18 protein-coding genes are annotated in these 14,818 nt (G+C 71.3%); 12 read left to right on the top strand and 6 right to left on the bottom strand.

Translation table 11 applies throughout. The features are described 5' to 3' along the window. Nucleotides 1-13 precede the first annotated feature (13 nt). A complete protein-coding gene (locus AB0B85_RS22150; RefSeq protein ID WP_357410152.1) occupies nt 14-1,219 on the bottom strand; it encodes an arginine deiminase in 1,206 nt (401 codons plus the stop codon). Between the two features lie 163 nt (nt 1,220-1,382). Here AB0B85_RS22150 and AB0B85_RS22155 point away from each other — a divergent pair, with 163 nt between their 5' ends. The 5 genes from AB0B85_RS22155 (at nt 1,383) to pheA (ending at nt 4,881) form a co-directional block, all read left to right on the top strand. Beyond that, nucleotides 1,383-2,120, top strand: a complete 738-nt coding sequence (locus AB0B85_RS22155) for a hypothetical protein (protein ID WP_357410154.1) — start codon at nt 1,383-1,385, stop codon at nt 2,118-2,120. 168 nt (nt 2,121-2,288) lie between these two features. Then, a complete protein-coding gene (locus tag AB0B85_RS22160) occupies nt 2,289-2,747 on the top strand; it encodes a hypothetical protein (protein WP_357410156.1) in 459 nt (152 codons plus the stop codon). 66 nt (nt 2,748-2,813) lie between these two features. Continuing rightward, the gene (locus AB0B85_RS22165; RefSeq protein ID WP_357410158.1) at nt 2,814-3,203 is read left to right on the top strand and encodes an ACT domain-containing protein; all 390 of its coding nucleotides are present in this window, start codon (nt 2,814-2,816) and stop codon (nt 3,201-3,203) included. Nucleotides 3,204-3,383: 180 nt separating this feature from the next. Next, nucleotides 3,384-3,914 carry a hypothetical protein gene (locus tag AB0B85_RS22170; RefSeq protein WP_357410160.1) on the top strand — a complete coding sequence of 177 codons (531 nt, stop codon included), beginning with the start codon at nt 3,384-3,386 and terminating at the stop codon, nt 3,912-3,914. 10 nt (nt 3,915-3,924) lie between these two features. Then, nucleotides 3,925-4,881, top strand: a complete 957-nt coding sequence (gene pheA, locus AB0B85_RS22175) for a prephenate dehydratase (protein ID WP_357410163.1) — start codon at nt 3,925-3,927, stop codon at nt 4,879-4,881. 63 nt (nt 4,882-4,944) lie between these two features. Here the strand turns inward: pheA and AB0B85_RS22180 are convergent, their stop codons facing one another. The 3 genes from AB0B85_RS22180 to AB0B85_RS22190 all read right to left on the bottom strand — a co-directional run bounded on the left by AB0B85_RS22180 (nt 4,945) and on the right by AB0B85_RS22190 (nt 6,706). Beyond that, on the bottom strand, nt 4,945-5,667 hold the full coding sequence (locus AB0B85_RS22180) for an AIM24 family protein (protein WP_357410165.1): 723 nt from the start codon (nt 5,665-5,667) through the stop codon (nt 4,945-4,947). A gap of 104 nt (nt 5,668-5,771) precedes the next feature. Next, nucleotides 5,772-6,119: a metallopeptidase family protein gene (locus AB0B85_RS22185; protein ID WP_357410197.1), complete on the bottom strand. Its 348-nt coding sequence runs from the start codon at nt 6,117-6,119 to the stop codon at nt 5,772-5,774. Between the two features lie 155 nt (nt 6,120-6,274). Next, nucleotides 6,275-6,706 carry an OsmC family protein gene (locus AB0B85_RS22190; protein WP_357410167.1) on the bottom strand — a complete coding sequence of 144 codons (432 nt, stop codon included), beginning with the start codon at nt 6,704-6,706 and terminating at the stop codon, nt 6,275-6,277. A 130-nt stretch (nt 6,707-6,836) separates the two neighbouring features. Between AB0B85_RS22190 and AB0B85_RS22195 the strand changes: the two genes are divergently transcribed. The 3 genes from AB0B85_RS22195 (at nt 6,837) to AB0B85_RS22205 (ending at nt 9,442) form a co-directional block, all read left to right on the top strand. Next, nucleotides 6,837-7,580, top strand: coding sequence for a hypothetical protein (locus AB0B85_RS22195; RefSeq protein ID WP_357410169.1), 744 nt, complete (start codon nt 6,837-6,839; stop codon nt 7,578-7,580). 228 nt (nt 7,581-7,808) lie between these two features. Next, complete coding sequence (locus AB0B85_RS22200; RefSeq protein ID WP_357410171.1) at nt 7,809-8,630, top strand: HAD family hydrolase; 822 nt, start codon at nt 7,809-7,811, stop codon at nt 8,628-8,630. Continuing rightward, a complete protein-coding gene (locus AB0B85_RS22205; RefSeq protein WP_357410173.1) occupies nt 8,630-9,442 on the top strand; it encodes an HAD family hydrolase in 813 nt (270 codons plus the stop codon). Before AB0B85_RS22200 ends, AB0B85_RS22205 begins: the two co-directional genes overlap by 1 nt. Before the next feature lie 2 nt (nt 9,443-9,444). Here the strand turns inward: AB0B85_RS22205 and AB0B85_RS22210 are convergent, their stop codons facing one another. Then, nucleotides 9,445-10,047, bottom strand: a complete 603-nt coding sequence (locus tag AB0B85_RS22210) for a bacterial proteasome activator family protein (protein WP_357410175.1) — start codon at nt 10,045-10,047, stop codon at nt 9,445-9,447. An 83-nt stretch (nt 10,048-10,130) separates the two neighbouring features. Here AB0B85_RS22210 and AB0B85_RS22215 point away from each other — a divergent pair, with 83 nt between their 5' ends. Next, complete coding sequence (locus AB0B85_RS22215) at nt 10,131-10,928, top strand: alpha/beta hydrolase (RefSeq protein WP_357410177.1); 798 nt, start codon at nt 10,131-10,133, stop codon at nt 10,926-10,928. 80 nt (nt 10,929-11,008) lie between these two features. Next, nucleotides 11,009-12,196: an ABC transporter substrate-binding protein gene (locus tag AB0B85_RS22220; protein WP_357410179.1), complete on the top strand. Its 1,188-nt coding sequence runs from the start codon at nt 11,009-11,011 to the stop codon at nt 12,194-12,196. Nucleotides 12,197-12,264: 68 nt separating this feature from the next. Here the strand turns inward: AB0B85_RS22220 and ddaH are convergent, their stop codons facing one another. Further along, complete coding sequence (ddaH, locus tag AB0B85_RS22225; RefSeq protein ID WP_357410181.1) at nt 12,265-13,098, bottom strand: dimethylargininase; 834 nt, start codon at nt 13,096-13,098, stop codon at nt 12,265-12,267. Between the two features lie 59 nt (nt 13,099-13,157). Here ddaH and AB0B85_RS22230 point away from each other — a divergent pair, with 59 nt between their 5' ends. Both AB0B85_RS22230 and AB0B85_RS22235 read left to right on the top strand, forming a co-directional pair. After that, nucleotides 13,158-13,622, top strand: a complete 465-nt coding sequence (locus AB0B85_RS22230) for an Lrp/AsnC family transcriptional regulator (protein WP_357410183.1) — start codon at nt 13,158-13,160, stop codon at nt 13,620-13,622. A gap of 25 nt (nt 13,623-13,647) precedes the next feature. After that, nucleotides 13,648-14,652, top strand: coding sequence for a zinc-binding dehydrogenase (locus AB0B85_RS22235; RefSeq protein WP_357410185.1), 1,005 nt, complete (start codon nt 13,648-13,650; stop codon nt 14,650-14,652). Nucleotides 14,653-14,818 lie beyond the last annotated feature (166 nt).

Here is a 14,818-nt window from a genome sequence, read left to right on the forward strand (position 1 = left end):
CGGGCGACCACGCTCACAACGGCTCGCGGCTGATCGGGCAGGACATGCAGCGCGGGCCGCCCCGGCCGGAGCCCAACTCGGAGCCGGCGATCGGGATCACCTCGATGCCGGCGCGCTCCAGTTGGGCGTTGGTCTCGGTGTTGCGCTCGTAGCCGACGCAGAGCCGGGGCGCCAGGGCGAGGGTGTTGTTGCCGTCGTCCCACTGCTCGCGTTCCGCGGTCACCGGGTCCAGCCCGGTGTCGATGACCCGCAGCAGGTCGAGGTCCATCGCGTCGGCGGCAGCCCGTAGGAACGGCGCCGGCCCGTCCACCCGCGGGTCCGCACCGTCCGCGCCGGCGATCACCGTGTACGCGGACAGCGTGCTCGCGATGTTCGGATACATCAGTACGGCGTCCACGTCGACCATCGTGCAGACAGTGTCGAGGTGCATGGTGGCGCGCTTCTGGGCGATCGGCACCACCAGGATGGTGTGCGCCAGGCCGGCGGCGAAGACCTGTCGGCCGAGTCGTTCCGCGCCGGCCGGCGTGGTCCGTTCGCCCACCCCGACCGCCAGCACCCCGGGGGCGAGCAGCAGTACGTCGCCGCCCTCCAGGTGCTCGAGGTTCGGGCGGTAGACGAACTCGGTGCCGGCGAAGCGTGGATGGTGGCGGTAGATGGCGTCGGTGAGCGTGGTCTCGCGACGTCGGGCCGGCATGGCCAGGCTGGTGACCCCGACCCGGTCGCCGATCCACAGCGACGAGTCGCGGGTGAACAGCAGGTTGGGCAGCGGGTCGATGACGAAGTCGTGTCGGTCCATCAGCGTGTAGACGAGCCCGCCCGGCCGCTCCGAGCTGATCCGCAGCTCCTCGTGGGCCAGCCCGGCGGTGAGCACGTCGGCCAGGGCGGCCGGGTCGAGGTAGGAGAGATGGTCGGCGACGCGGGCCCGCAGGGTGTCACCGAGCCGTCGGGAGCGCAGCACCTGCTCGGTGAGCTCCGCACGGGCGTCCGCGACGGCAAGCGTCTCGGCCAGCAGGGTGGCCAGGTACAGCACCTCAACTCCACGGTCGCGCAGGGCTGCGGCGAACGCGTCGTGCTCCTCCTGGGCCCGCCCGACCCAGGGGATCGCGTCGAACAGCAGCGAGTCGTTGTTGCGCGGGGTGAGCCGGGCCAGTTCGGGGCCGGGCCGGTGCAGCAGGACGGTGCCGAGCCGGCCGACTTCACTGTCGACGAAGTGGGTCACTCCCGCAGCGTAGGGCAGGGTTTGGCGGCATCCGAGAAAAGAACTGTGGATGAATATGGCATTCATCCGCAGTCATTCCGGCGCTCCGGCTTGCCGAACACCGGTAGTGGCAACGTAGGGTAGTGAGGACATAACTTCGAGGGACCTTTTGCCGGAGGTCGCGATGACTGTCTTTCCCGCACGACGAGCCGTACCGTCCGCTCGGGCACTGCCGCCCGTCGCGGTGCCACACCCCCGAGTGGAGTCGCCGGGGGCTCTCGAACCGGTCCGTCCGACACCGCTCGAATGGGCTCGCCGCCGTCGTGCCGAACGGGGTGCGCGCCGCCTGGAGGCGGCCGGGGCGCGCGCACTGGGGCAACTCGACCACCTCGGGCCCGCCTGGCACGTCATCGAGTGGCCGCGCACCGACGTGACCGACGTGCTCGACCGTGGTCAGGACGACCGCGCCGGGTTCCTCGCCATCGGGCCGAGCGGTCTGTTCGCCGTGACCATCGCCGACCACGGCCGGGCCCGGGTGCTCGTCGCCGGGGACGTCGTGCAGATCAACGGCAAGCGTCCGCCGTACGTGGCCGAGACCCGCCGGGACGCCAAGCGGGCCAGCAAGGCCCTCTCCGACGCGGTGGGGCTGCCCGTCCCGGTGACGCCGGTGCTGACCTTCGTCGGCTCCGGCGTGATCAGCGTCTACGGCCTTCCGAAGGACTGTCTGATGGCCACCCACCGGGAGTTGGACCGGCTCCTCGTGGCTGGTGGCAGCCGGATCAGCCCGGCCACCGCCGAAAAGCTTTCCCGGGTCGCACAGCACCCCGGCACCTGGTTGAACGGCACGTACCGTCCACCGGCCGACTACCGGTGGTATGACGAGGGCCGAACGGCCGCTGACAAGGCGGCCCGTCGCCGGTAACGTCACCGGCGACGCCACGCGGCTCCGGTCCCCCCTCGACCTCACCGGTTTCCGCGCCGTCACCGACCGCCTCGGTTCAGGCTGCGCGGCTCGGTGACCCGGTGCGCTCGGTGATTCCGTCGGCGACCCGCTAGCGTGGACAGTCGATCGGTGCACATAGGAGGCGCGGTGGCCCACGTCGAACTTTCGCTCTCAGAAGCGTTCGTGCCGGCGACACGGGCCTTGCCTGAACCGGAGGCCGGCAACGTCGGCCAGTGGTCCTCGACGGTCTCCCGGGCCGACGAGCCGTGCCTGCTCATCGACGCCGACACCCTGGTGGTGGCGATCTCCACCGCCGGCTGCGAACTGCTCTGCCTGGGCGACCCGGACGGCCTGATCGGGCGTCCGCTGCTCAACGGCGGGCTGCGCCTTCTCGACTTCACCGCCAACCGGGGCGAGCTGACCGAGGCCGAGATCGACAAGATCCCGCCCCTGCTGGCGCTCTCCTCCGGTCGGCTCGCCCGCGGACTACTCCGGGTGCAGGCCGCCTCGGCGAACAGCTCCGACGCGACTGTCGACGCGATCTCCACCCCGGTGCTCACCGACGGTGCCGTGGCCGGCTCGCTCACCTTCTTCTCCGAGGTCTGACCTGCGACAAAGCCGCACACGGCGTTGCTGGCTCAGGCGCGCGGGAGTAGCCCGTAAGGTGCCCTCATGCTCGATATCGCCGTGCTGCCAGGGGAGTACGCCGTGTGCCGGCTGGCCGCCGGCACCGCCCTGCCGTACGCGATGTCGAGTGGGCTGAGCGGCACCGACGTGATCTCCGTGAGCTGGACCTCGGACGGGATCTCGGTGATCTGCCCAGCAGATCGGGTGCCGGCGCAAGCCGTGGTGGAGACCAGTTGGCGCTGCCTGCGGGTCACCGCCCCGGTGGGGTTGGCCAGCACCGGCAGCCTGGCCGCGCTTGTCGACCCGCTCGCCGAGGCACGGGTAAGCGTGCTCACCTTCTCCACCTTCGACACCGACTATCTGCTGGTGCCGGCCGTCCGGCTGACCGAGGGCACGGCGGCGCTCCAGCGCGCCGGGCACCGCGTCACCGGCTGACCTTCACCCGCTCGGGCGCTGACCCTACGATGGGCTCGGCCACCCCGGCCGCGACGAATTCTCCGATGTCCCGAGGATCGGCCCGTGCCGTTCACCCCACCCCGCCCCTCGTCTCCCCCACCACGGGCGACGTCCCACCGCCGACCGGCGCCCCGCGACCGGGCATCCGATCACGTCTCCGTGCGACCCACCGCGCAGATCCGACGGGTCGCGCTCGCCGTGCTCGCCAGCGCGGTGCTCGCCGGCTGTGGCGCCCCACCCGAGTTGTCCGAGCCGACCGCAACGCCCACCCGCACCGCGGCCCCGACGGCATCCGGACCGAGCACCCCACCCACCGGCCCGTCGACGAGCGCGCCGCCACTCGGCACGGTCACGCCCACCCCGGACGCCGGGCTCGTCGCGACGGCCTGCCGGAACGGCCCGACCGGTCAGCGGGTGGTGCAACTGCTGCGGGGCCGGGCCGGAGTGCTGCCGGCCAACGTCCGGGTCCAGGTCCGCACCGGGCCGCTCTGCGCCGCCGAGTGGCAGTACACCGTCCTGGAGGTGACCGGACACGAGGAACTCCAGGTGGTCACCCGGGGCCAGGGCAGCGCACCGACCCTGGTCACCGCCGGCACCGACGTCTGCACCATCGAGGTACGCGCCACCGGCCCGGCCGGAATCCGAGCCCTCGCCTGTGACGCCGGGCCGGCCGTCGGGCCGAGTGCGTAGGCTGATCGACATGCCGGGAACACCACCTACCCACTTCGTCTATCTCGGGCCGGAGGGCACCTTCGCCGAGCAGGCGCTGCGCTCCCTCCCCGCCGCCGAACGCGGCACCCGTACACCTGCCCGCAGCGTCGGAGAGGCGCTTGACAGCGTCCGGACCGGTGACGCCGACGCGGCGCTGGTGCCGCTTGAAAACTCGATCGGCGGCGCGGTGGGCGTCACCCTGGACGAGATGGCCGAGGGTGAGCCGTTGGTGATCACCCGGGAGGTGATCCTTCCGGTGGAGTTCGTGCTCGGTGCCCGCCCCGGCACACCGCTGACCGCGATCCGCACCGTGGCGGCCCATCCGCAGGCCTCCACCCAGTGCCGGGGCTGGCTGCGCGACCATCTGCCGGACGCCGTGGTGGTCGACGTGCTCTCCAACGGCGCTGCCGCGGCGGGCGCCGGTGCCGGCACGTACGACGCGGCCATCTGCGCGCCGATCGGGGCGGCCCGGCACCGGCTCAGCACACTCGCCGACAAGATTGCCGATCATCCGGACGCGGTGACCCGCTTCGCGTTGGTGTCCCGTCCCGGGCCACCTCCGCCGTCGACCGGCGACGACCTCACCTCGCTCGCTGTCTACATCGCACACGACCGGGTCGGCGCGCTGCTGTCCGTGCTCATGGAGTTGGCCGTCCGGGGCGTCAACCTGACCCGGATCGAGTCCCGCCCCACCGGGGAGGCGCTGGGCCGTTACGTCTTCTTCCTGGACTGCACCGGGCACGTGGCCGACGTACGACTGGGCGAGGCGTTGCAGGGGCTGCGGCGGGTCTGCGCGGACGTCCGCTTCCTGGGCTCGTACCCCCGGCACCGCTGGGCCGGGGGTACTGGCGATCGGCCGGTGCCCGCGCCGACGGGCCTCTCCGACACCGACTACCTCGACGCGGCGGCCTGGCTGGCCCGACTACGCACGGGCGAGCTGACCTGACCGGCTGGCGCCCCGCGCCACTCCCGACCAACCAGCAGATCGGGAGCGGTCGCGTGGCGGTGGTCAGCTCAGCAGACCGCCGAGCAGGCCGCCCTCCTGCTGCTGCTGGCCGCTGCCCATGACCGGCGGCTCCTCGGACGGCTGCACCACCACGAAGCCCTGCCCGGCGAAGCTCATCGTGAACGACTCGCCGGTGCGCCGGCCCAGCAGCGTGCCGAGGCCCAACTGCTCGGCCCGGTGGTAGCCGGTCTGGAGGTTGGCCGACCAGCAGACGGCGGCCTGCGGGTCGACGTACGTGGGGGCGTCCACGTTGAGCACGACGGGGGTGCCCTTGGTGGTGATGGCGATCCGTCCGTGGCCGCTGAACACACAGTTGAACAGGCCGGACGACGAGGCCATGCCGGCACCGCCGACCATCCTGATGTCGTACTGGAGGGTCGAGTCGAAGGCGAGCACGCTGGAGCCGTTGATGGAGAGGGCGTCGCCCGGCTCCAGGTCGATGATGTGCACGTCCTTGGCAAGCTCGGCGAGGAAGACGTCACCGTGGCCGGAGACCTTCATCAGGGGGACACCCTCGCCGGTGAGCTTCTGCTTGAGAAACTTGCCGAGCCCGCCCGAGCCCAGCGCCTGGAACTGCACATTCCCCTGGTAGGCGACCATCGACCCGACCCGGGCCATCGCCTCTCCGTTGAGTTCGATCTTCAACATCTTGGAATTCTGCAGCCGCATGCCGGGCTGCGCGGACTCCTTCTCCAGATTCTCCGTGGAGAACAGCTCACTGCGCATGAAAGGGTGCCTCCTGACAGGGTTGCGTTCGCTGCACCGAAGGTAGGCGACCAGGGCAACCACGGGCCATCGGCCGAGCGGGGACCGGGCGGCCGTCGGTGGGCTCAGCCCCAGCCCAGCGCGTGCAGCCGGTCGTCGTCGATGCCGAAGTGGTGGGCGATCTCGTGCACGACAGTCACCGCCACCTCGTCGACGACGTCATCGTCGTTGTCGCAGATCCGCAGGATCGGACGCCGGTAGATGAAGATCCGGTCCGGCAGCACGCCGGAGTAGTCCCAGCCACGGCTGGTGAGGGCGTGGCCTTCGTAGAGGCCCAGCAGGTCGGCCTCGCCCGGCGGTGGGTCGTCCTCGACGAGGATGACCACGTTGTTCATCAGGCCGAGCAGTTCCTCGGGCACCTCGTCGAGGGCGTCGCCGACCAGCTCCTCGAAGCGCTCACGGGTCATCTCCACCGGCACGTCGACCATTCTGCCCGATGCCGGACCGGGCCGGCCCCTCGTGACGTGTCGCGGCCGGCCCGCAGGCTCACGGAGAGAGCGACCGCCGGGCGGCTGCTCTGTCCGTGAACGAGCGGTTGTGGGTCGAACGGCCGTTGTGGGTCGACCGCTCAGGAGGCCAGTCGCGCGCTGAGGGTGATCTCGGCACCCGGCGAGAGCAGTCGGGAGATCGGGCAGTTGGCCTTGGCGGACTCGGCGAGCTTCTGGAACTCCGCGTCGTCGATCCCCGGGACCTGACCGACGGTCTCCAGGTCGATCCGGGTGACGGTCATACCGGCGTCGGTCTTGTCCAGGTGGACCTTGGCGGTGGTGTCGACCGAGGTGGCCGTCGAGCCGGCGTCGGCGAGCGCCTTCGAGAACGCCATCGAGAAGCAGCCGGCGTGCGCGGCGGCGATCAACTCCTCGGGGTTGGTGCCCTCGCCCTCCTCGAAGCGCGACTTGAACGAGTAGTTGCCCGACAGGCCACCCTTACCGGTGCGGACTGTGCCGGCACCCTCGGTGAGATTGCCCTGCCATTGTGCTGAAGCGGTACGGATAGGCATGAGGAGAACGCTAGCGGAAAGGTGACCGTCGGGCGACCGACCGGCACTGACGCCTACCATGCGATCCCTGTCACCACGGGCTGACTGTGCCATGATGCGACCAGGTCCCTGACCGGCGGAAGGATGGCCGATGTCCGACGAGCTTCCGATCCCGCGGCAGGGCGACCGGTCCGACCAGCCGACCGTGATCGAGTGGGGTGCCGCCGACCCGGCTCCGCGACGCCGGTTCGGCCTGTCCCTGGCCAATCTCACGCAGGACCCGCGGCTGCCGCTGCTGCTCGCCGGTCTGGGCGCGGTGGCCGGGGTCGCCTCGCTGATCGGCGAGTGGCTGGTGATGAGTCTGCCGAACGGCGGCCCGGACGGTGAGAGCACGATCGAGGTGCCGGCCGGGGTGTCCGAGGTCGGTGGGTTCGGGGTTGGCTACCTGGTCGGGCTCCTCGGCCTCGTCTGCACGGTGGCCCTCGCCCTGCGCGGCACGGCGGCGGTGCGGCCGAACGCCCGGTTGGTCGGTCTCACCCTGGCCGGTGCCCTGCTGACGCTGCTGGTCGCCGCCACGGCCACCCTCGACGACCCCAGTCAGCGCAACTTCTTCTACTCGCCACAGGACGGCTTCCGGGCCGAGTACGGCCGCGGTGTGGTGATGGCGTTCGTCGCCTGCGTACTGCTCGGTGCGGCCCTGCGACTGGCTCCGGCCGCACCGCCCGGCGCACCTGTCGGGCCGGTGGCGGACGACGAACCCGGCGACGCGCCGACGGCCCGCCCATGGCGCCGGCACCGCGACCGCAACCCGGCCGAGGGCGACGCTCTCCCCGCGCCGGCCGACCTCACCGTCACGCCCGTCGCCCCCTTCACCCGCCCCACCCCACCGTCCTGACCCCCGGCCGCGAGCTGTCACCTCCCGGGCCGACACCAGGTGCGCCAGGCCACCCGTCTGGAGCCGACAGCGCGGGGGCGGAGCGAGGATGGTTTGTTCGCGTCCGATTCGCCTGGAAGCCATGGATGCGACCCGTTCCGCGAGGTACGGTTGCTGCCCGCCACGACACCAGGGTCTCCTCAGCAGAAGGGGACGGCAGGCGCGACGGCGGTGGGCGAAGGAGGAACGATGACCCGCCCGGGACTGCCCAAGCTGATCGCGACCGACCTCGACGGAACGCTGGTCCGCAGCGATGACACCGTCTCCGCGTACACCCATGGGGTGCTCGACCGGGTGCGGGCCGCCGGAATTCCGGTGGTCGGCGCGACCGGTCGCGGCCCTCGGCTCACCGAGTTGACCCGCAACGACATCCGGGCCGCCGACTTCCTGGTGATGGCCGGCGGAGGCCGGGTGGTCGACCAGAGTGACCCGGCCGGCCCTGTGGTGCTGCGCGACGAGCGGCTGCCCGCCGAGGTGCTGGCCCGGCTGCTCGCCGACCTGGAGGCCGAGGTCGGACCGCTTACCGTGATGGTCGAGGCGTCCGACGAGCACGACGCCCCGCTCTGGGGCGACTACCACGAGAGTTGGCCCTACCAGGACCGGTTCGAGGCACGGAGCCGAGCGGAGTGCCTCTCCTGCGACGTGATCAAGGCGTTCGCCCGGACCGCGGACCACCACGTGGACGAGCTGCTCGCGGTGGCCCGCCGGATCGTTCCGCCGCAGGTCGCCACGCTCACCCAGGCCGGGCTCGGCTTCATCGAGATCTGCCCGCCGGGCGTGGACAAGGCGACCGGGCTGACGGTGGTGGCACAGACCCTCGGCGTGGACCCGGCCGATGTCCTGGTCTTCGGGGACATGCCCAATGACCTGCCGATGTTCGCGTGGGCGGGCTGGGCGCGGGTGGCGGTGGCCAACGCGCACCCCGAGCTCCGCGCCGCCGCCGACGAGGTGACCCTGCGCAACGACGACGACGGAGTGGCGGTGTATCTGGACCGGCTACTGTCCCGGTGATGGGAGAGACACCCCGCCTGATCGCCACCGACATCGACGGCACGCTGATCCGCGACGACCACACCGTCAGCCCGCGCACCGCCGACGTGCTCGCGCGGATCTCCGCGCGCGGCACGCCGGTCATCCTGGTCACCGGCCGTCCGGTCCGCTGGCTGAAGATGGTGTACGACCAACTGGCCAAGCCGCTGCCGGCCGTCTGCGCCAACGGCGCGGTGGTCTACGACCCGGCCAACGACGAGGTGCTGCGGGCCGACCCGCTCGCGCCGCACCATCTGGCCGAGGTGGCCCAGCGGCTACGTGCCGAGGTGCCCGGAATCAGCTTCGCCGTGGAGATCATGGACAGCCGGCAGATGCGGCACGAGGCGCACTACCCGCTGCGCTGGGATGTCGACCCGGACGGCATCCGAGCGATCGAGACGCCGGAGGAATTGCTCTCCGTGCCGGCGGTGAAGCTCCTCGCCCGCGCCGGTGAACAGGACCCGGACGCCTTCGCCGAGCTCATCGCCACCGCAGTGGCGGGGCTGGCCGAGGCCACGCACTCGTCGTCGTCCGGCCTGGTGGAGATCTCGGCGGTCGGGGTGACCAAGGCGGCCGGCCTGGCCTGGTACTGCGACCGGATCGGGGTGAACGCGGCCGACGTGGTGGCCTTCGGCGACATGCCCAACGACGTCCCGATGCTCACCTGGGCCGGGCGGGGCGTGGCGGTCGCCAACGCCCACCGCGCCGTCCTGGCGGTCGCCGACGAGGTGACGACGACGAACTCCGAGGACGGCGTGGCGGCGTACCTGGAAAAGATCTTCGGGGTGGGCTGAGGTCAGAGGTACTGGCCGGTGTTGTGGCCCTCACCGCCGCCGGGCTGGCCGATGCCCGGCATCCCGGGGACGACTCCGCCAGGGCCACTGGGCAGTGCCTGCCGGCCGCCGCGCATCTGCTCCAACTGGACCCGGGCGGCCATCTGCTGGGCCACCAGAGCCGCCTGAATGCCGTGGAACAGGCCCTCCAGCCAGCCGACGAGCTGGGCGTGGGCGATGCGCAACTCGCCCTCGCTGGGGGCCTTGTCCTCGGTGAAGGGCAGCGAGATGCGCTCCAACTCGTCGCGCAGCTCGGGGGCGAGGCCCTCCTTGAGCTCGACGATCGACCGCTCGTGGATCTCCCGCATCCGGTTGCGGCTCGCGTCGTCGAGAGGTGCGGCTTTCACCTCCTCCAGCAACTGCTTGATCATGCTGCCGATCCGCATCACCTTGGCCGGCTGTTCGACCAGGCGGGTCGGGTCCTCACCCTGGCCCTCGTCGGTCTGCATCGTCCCGATCGGCCGGCCGTCCGGACCGACCACCACAACAGTGCCGGGGTGGCCGGAGTCGTCGGTGCCCGGCTCGTCGTCGTGTCCAGCTGAGCGCGCTTCGGTCATGGGGTCCATCTTTACCCAGCGGGCGGGACCCGTGGCAGCCGGGACCGAGTACCGGACCCCAACCACCCGCGCGGGCGCGCTACCGTCGCGCCATGCCTGCCGACCCGCGCGCCGTGCTGACCCGACCCGCGCCGGCACCCCAGCTGACCGTGGCGTACGGCGACCACCCGGACCAGGTGGCCGACCTGCGGTGGCCGGCGGGGTCCGGCCCGGCGCGGCCCCTGGTCGTCGTCCTGCACGGCGGTTTCTGGCGGGTCGAGTACGACCGGCGGCACACCGACCCGCTGGCCGCCGCACTCGCCGCCGACGGCTACCCGGTGGCGCAGCTTGAATACCGGCGGACGGGGCAGCCGGGAGGCGGCTGGCCGGGCACGTTCACCGACGTGCTGAGCGGGGTGGCCGCGCTGCCGGTACTGGCCGCCGAGGCGCTGCCCGGCCGGGTGGGCGCGGTGGCGCCGATTCTGGTCGGGCACTCCGCGGGCGGCCACCTGGCGCTGTACGTGGCGGCCACCGCGGCGGCGACTGTGGGTGGGGTGCTCGCCCTGGCGCCGGTGGCCGACCTGGCCGAGGCGTACCGGCGGGACCTGGACTCGGGCGCGGTGGCCGCGTTGCTCGGCGGCGGCCCGATCGAGGTTCCGGACCGGTACGCGGCGACGGATCCACGATTGTTGGTACCGACGCGAACACGGACAGTAGTTTTGCACGGCTCCGAGGACCTGCAGGTTCCGGTGGAGATGAGCAGGGAATTCGTCGCGGAGGCAACCGCCGCAGGATCCGATATCTCCCTTCTTGAACTGCCCCGATGCGAGCATTTCGGGCTGATCGACCCGGAGTCGGCAGCGTGGCCTCAGGCCCTGGATTCGTTGCGGTCCCTGCACGTTGATCACTAGCCATTGACGCAGCGTCGCCGACCAGGTAGAACGCCGGAGGGGCGGTGTTCAGCCCTGCAACGCTCCTTGGAAGGAACTCGGTGTCACAGATGAATCGCAGGCGGGCGCTCCAACTGTTGGCCGCGCTCGGTACCACCGGGTTTGTCGCCGGGTGTGGCTCCGACACCGACGCCCAACCGACCGCCAACCGCAGCCCGATCAAGATCGGTCTGATCACGCCACAGGCCGGTGGTCTCAAGAGCATCGGCGACGACATCACCAACGGCTTCCAACTCTTCCTCGACATGCACGACAAGCGGCTGGGTGGCCACCCGGTGGAGCTGCTGACCGCCGACGAGGGCGACACCGCGAAGACCGGCAAGGCCGCCGTCGACGGACTGCTCAAGCAGGGCGTGCTGGCGCTCACCGGCGTGGTCAACTCGGCGGTGATGGTCGGCATCCGGGACACCGTCGAGCAGGCCAAGGTCCCGCTGATCGGCTCCAACGCCTCCCCGAGCAGCCTGCAGAGCGTCTTCTACATCTGGCGGACGTCGTACGTGCTCGACGAGGCCGGCCGGGCGCTGGGTCGCTACCTGCGCGACCAACTGCCGACAAACGGGCGCGTCGCGATCATCATGCCGGAGAACGTCGGCAGCCCGGACGTGGTGCGCGGCTTCCGGCAGGAGTTCGGCGCGAGCGACCCGCGGATCAGCGACCCGGTCACCTACACCAGCGCCAACCCCAACCCCGGCAAGACCACCTACGCCGCCGACATCACCAAGGCGTTGGCCAAGCAGCCCACCGCGGTCTTCTGCTTCTTCGCCGGCGTGGCCGCCGTGGAGTTCATCAAGCAGCTGCGGGAGAAGTTCCAGGGTCCGGTCTACGCGCCCGGCTTCCTCACCGAGGGCAACGTGCTGGAGAGCCTCAAGGAAAACGCGCTGGGCATCCAGACCGCGCTCAACTACTCCGCCGACCTGAACAACACGTCGAACCGGGTCTTCGCCTCGGCCTACCGCAAGAAGTACCAGGTCACGCCCACCACGTACGCGATGGCGTCGTACGACGCGGCGCAGGTGCTCGACCAGGCGATCCAGCTCACCGGCGGCTCGCCCAACCCGCAGCAGGTCAACCTGGCACTCGGCCGGATCGGCCAGATCGACAGCCCGCGCGGCATCTGGCAGTTCAACCAGCCGCGCACCCCGCAGCAGAAGTGGTACCTGCGCGAGGTGCAGCGCGACGGCCAGGTCATGTCGAACGTGCTGATCAACGAGCTGGCCACGCTCGGCTGAACGCCCACCCCACGCACGAGTCGGGGCCGGCCTCCCACTGGGAGGCCGGCCCCGGCGCATTCACGGAATCAGTGCCGCAGCTCGGCGATGCAGCACTTCACGCTGCCGCCGCCCTTCTTCAGCTCGGCCAACTCGACGGGAACCGCTGTGTAACCAGCGGCCTTGAGCTTGCCGGCCAGCCGGGTGGCCTCGCTGTTGAGCACCACGTTCGCGCCGTCGCTCACCAGGTTCAGCCCGAAGGCCAACGCGTCGGCGTCGTCGGCGATCACCGCGTCCGGGAAGAGTTGGGTGAGCACCCGCTGGCTCGCCGCCGAGAACGCGCCGGGGAAGTAGACGACGTTCGAGTCGTCGACGGCTGCCAGCGCCACGTCCAGGTGGTAGAAGCGGGGGTCGACAAGCCGCAGCGACACCACCGGGCGGCCCAGCGCCTCCTGCGCCTCGGCGTGCGCCGGGAGTTCGGTGCGGAAGCCGTGCCCGGCGAGAATGAGACCGCCGTGCGCCTCCGGCAGGTACGCGAAGTCGCCCTCACCCTCGTTGGTCTCGCTCGGCGCGACGAACCGCCAGCCCTGCGACTCGTAGAAGGCGTGGTGGACAGCTGCCTCGGCGGCCCGCTGCTCGTGTTTGAACCGGGCGCCGTACACGCTGCCGTCCACCACGAAGGCGCCGTTGGCGGCGTAGACCATGTCCGGCAGGCCCGGCTCGGCAGTGAGCAGGTGCACCTCGTGACCGAGGCCGACAAGCGTCTCGCGCAGCCGGTCCCACTGTTTGACGGCCAGGTCCCGGTCGACCGCTGTGGTCACGTCCATCCACGGGTTGATCGCGTACTCGACCGCGAAGTGCTCGGGCGAGCACATGAGATATGTCCGCTTTCGCGAGACTCGCTGCTGGTTCACGGTCACCAAGAGTAGGTACCGTGGAACTTTGGTAACAGCCACAACCGTTGCTTCCCAGAGGCGGAACGTTGCAGATAGATGCGGTAGACCAGCGAATCATTGCGTTGCTCGTCGCCGACGCCCGCGCGTCGTACGCCGACATAGGCACCCGGGTGTCACTCTCCGCCCCGGCGGTCAAGCGTCGCGTCGACCGGCTGCGCGCCACCGGCGTGATCAGAGGCTTCACCGCAGTTGTTGACCCGGCCGCCGTCGGCTGGACCACCGAGGCGTTCGTCGAACTGTTCTGCGCCGGCCGGACCACCCCCGCCCAGATCGGCGTCGCCGCCCGGCGGCACCCGGAGGTGGTCGGCGCGTACACCGTCTCCGGTGAGGCGGACGCGCTCGTGCACCTACGCGCCGCCGACATCGCCCACCTGGAGGCGGCCCTGGAACGGCTGCGCGCCGAGTCCTTCGTGACCTCCACCCGCAGCACCATCGTGCTGTCCCGGCTGGCCGAGTCCCCCGGCGTCGGCCCGTCGCCCAGCACCGCTTGACCTCGACCGTGGTTGAGGAGGTGAGGTGGTCGGGAGCGTGGGCGCATCGCCCACCACAGCCGAGGAGGATTCGATGCGGGCGGTCTGGTTACGCGAGTTCGGCGGGCCCGAGGTGCTGGTGCCCGGCCCCGCGCCCGACCCGACGCCCGGCCCCGGCCAGGTGCTCATCGACGTCGCGCACGCGAACATCACCTTCGTCGAGACGCAGCAGCGCGCCGGACGCCCCGGACCGTTCGCGATCACCCCACCCCTGATCCCCGGCAACGGCGTCGGCGGGGTGATCGCCGCCGTCGGCCCCGACGTCGACCCGGCACTGCTCGGGCGGCGGGTGGTGAGCGCCACCGGCGGCTCCGGCGGATACGCCGAACGCGCGGCGGTGGACGCCGCCGCGCCGATCGAGGTGCCGGACGGGTTGGCCGTGGACGAGGCGGTGGCACTGCTCGCCGACGGGCGTACCGCCACCATGCTGATCGAGGCGGTCGGGGTCCGCCCCGGCGACCGGGTGCTCGTGGAAGCCGCCGCAGGGGGCGTCGGCAGCCTGTTGGTGCAGCTCGCCGCCCGGGCCGGTGCCCGGGTGATCGGCGCCGCCGGTGGGCCGCGCAAGGTGGGCCTGTTACCCGGCCTCGGCGCCGACCTCGCCGTCGACTACCGCCAACCCGACTGGGCCGACCGGGTCCGTTCCACCACCGGCGGGGTCGACGTGGTGCTCGACGGAGTCGGCGGGGCGGTGGCCCGAACGGCTTTCGACCTACTGGACCCCGGCGGACGCATGGTCAGCTACGGCTTGGCGAGCGGCGAGTGGTCCTCGGTGTCGGCGGAGGCCGCCACCGCACGGCAGGTCACAGTGGTCCGGCCGGACACGTCACCCGAGCGGCTGCGGGCGTACACCCGGCAGGCCCTGGCGGACGGGGCTGCCGGCCGCCTGCGACCGCTCATCGGCCAGCGGTTCCCACTCGATCGCGCCGCCGACGCGCACGCCGCCATCGAGGCGCGGGCGACGGTCGGCAAGACCCTGCTCGACATCGATTAAGACTCCAACGTCACTGGTCAACCTGGCCACTACCAGCGCAGACTCGGCCGCTTAGCTTGAGACTCACTCGTCTAGGCCGTGTCTTCAAAGGTTCACAGCCATTGGAGTAGCGCGGCGATGGTGACGGTGGCCTGGTACGAGGTCGCGGTCTTGTCGTAGCGGGTGG

The sequence above is a fragment of the Micromonospora sp. NPDC049044 genome (assembly GCF_040649215.1).
Taxonomy (GTDB): domain Bacteria; phylum Actinomycetota; class Actinomycetes; order Mycobacteriales; family Micromonosporaceae; genus Micromonospora.

Coding starts and splice junctions, on each gene's coding strand:
- AB0B85_RS22155 (WP_357410154.1), top strand. CDS start 1,383: ATGACTGTCTTTCCCGCACGACGAGCCGTACCGTCCGCTCGGGCACTG.
- AB0B85_RS22165 (WP_357410158.1), top strand. CDS start 2,814: ATGCTCGATATCGCCGTGCTGCCAGGGGAGTACGCCGTGTGCCGGCTG.
- pheA (WP_357410163.1), top strand. CDS start 3,925: ATGCCGGGAACACCACCTACCCACTTCGTCTATCTCGGGCCGGAGGGC.
- AB0B85_RS22180 (WP_357410165.1), bottom strand. CDS start 5,667: ATGCGCAGTGAGCTGTTCTCCACGGAGAATCTGGAGAAGGAGTCCGCG.
- AB0B85_RS22190 (WP_357410167.1), bottom strand. CDS start 6,706: ATGCCTATCCGTACCGCTTCAGCACAATGGCAGGGCAATCTCACCGAG.
- AB0B85_RS22195 (WP_357410169.1), top strand. CDS start 6,837: ATGTCCGACGAGCTTCCGATCCCGCGGCAGGGCGACCGGTCCGACCAG.
- AB0B85_RS22200 (WP_357410171.1), top strand. CDS start 7,809: ATGACCCGCCCGGGACTGCCCAAGCTGATCGCGACCGACCTCGACGGA.
- AB0B85_RS22205 (WP_357410173.1), top strand. CDS start 8,630: ATGGGAGAGACACCCCGCCTGATCGCCACCGACATCGACGGCACGCTG.
- AB0B85_RS22210 (WP_357410175.1), bottom strand. CDS start 10,047: ATGGACCCCATGACCGAAGCGCGCTCAGCTGGACACGACGACGAGCCG.
- AB0B85_RS22215 (WP_357410177.1), top strand. CDS start 10,131: ATGCCTGCCGACCCGCGCGCCGTGCTGACCCGACCCGCGCCGGCACCC.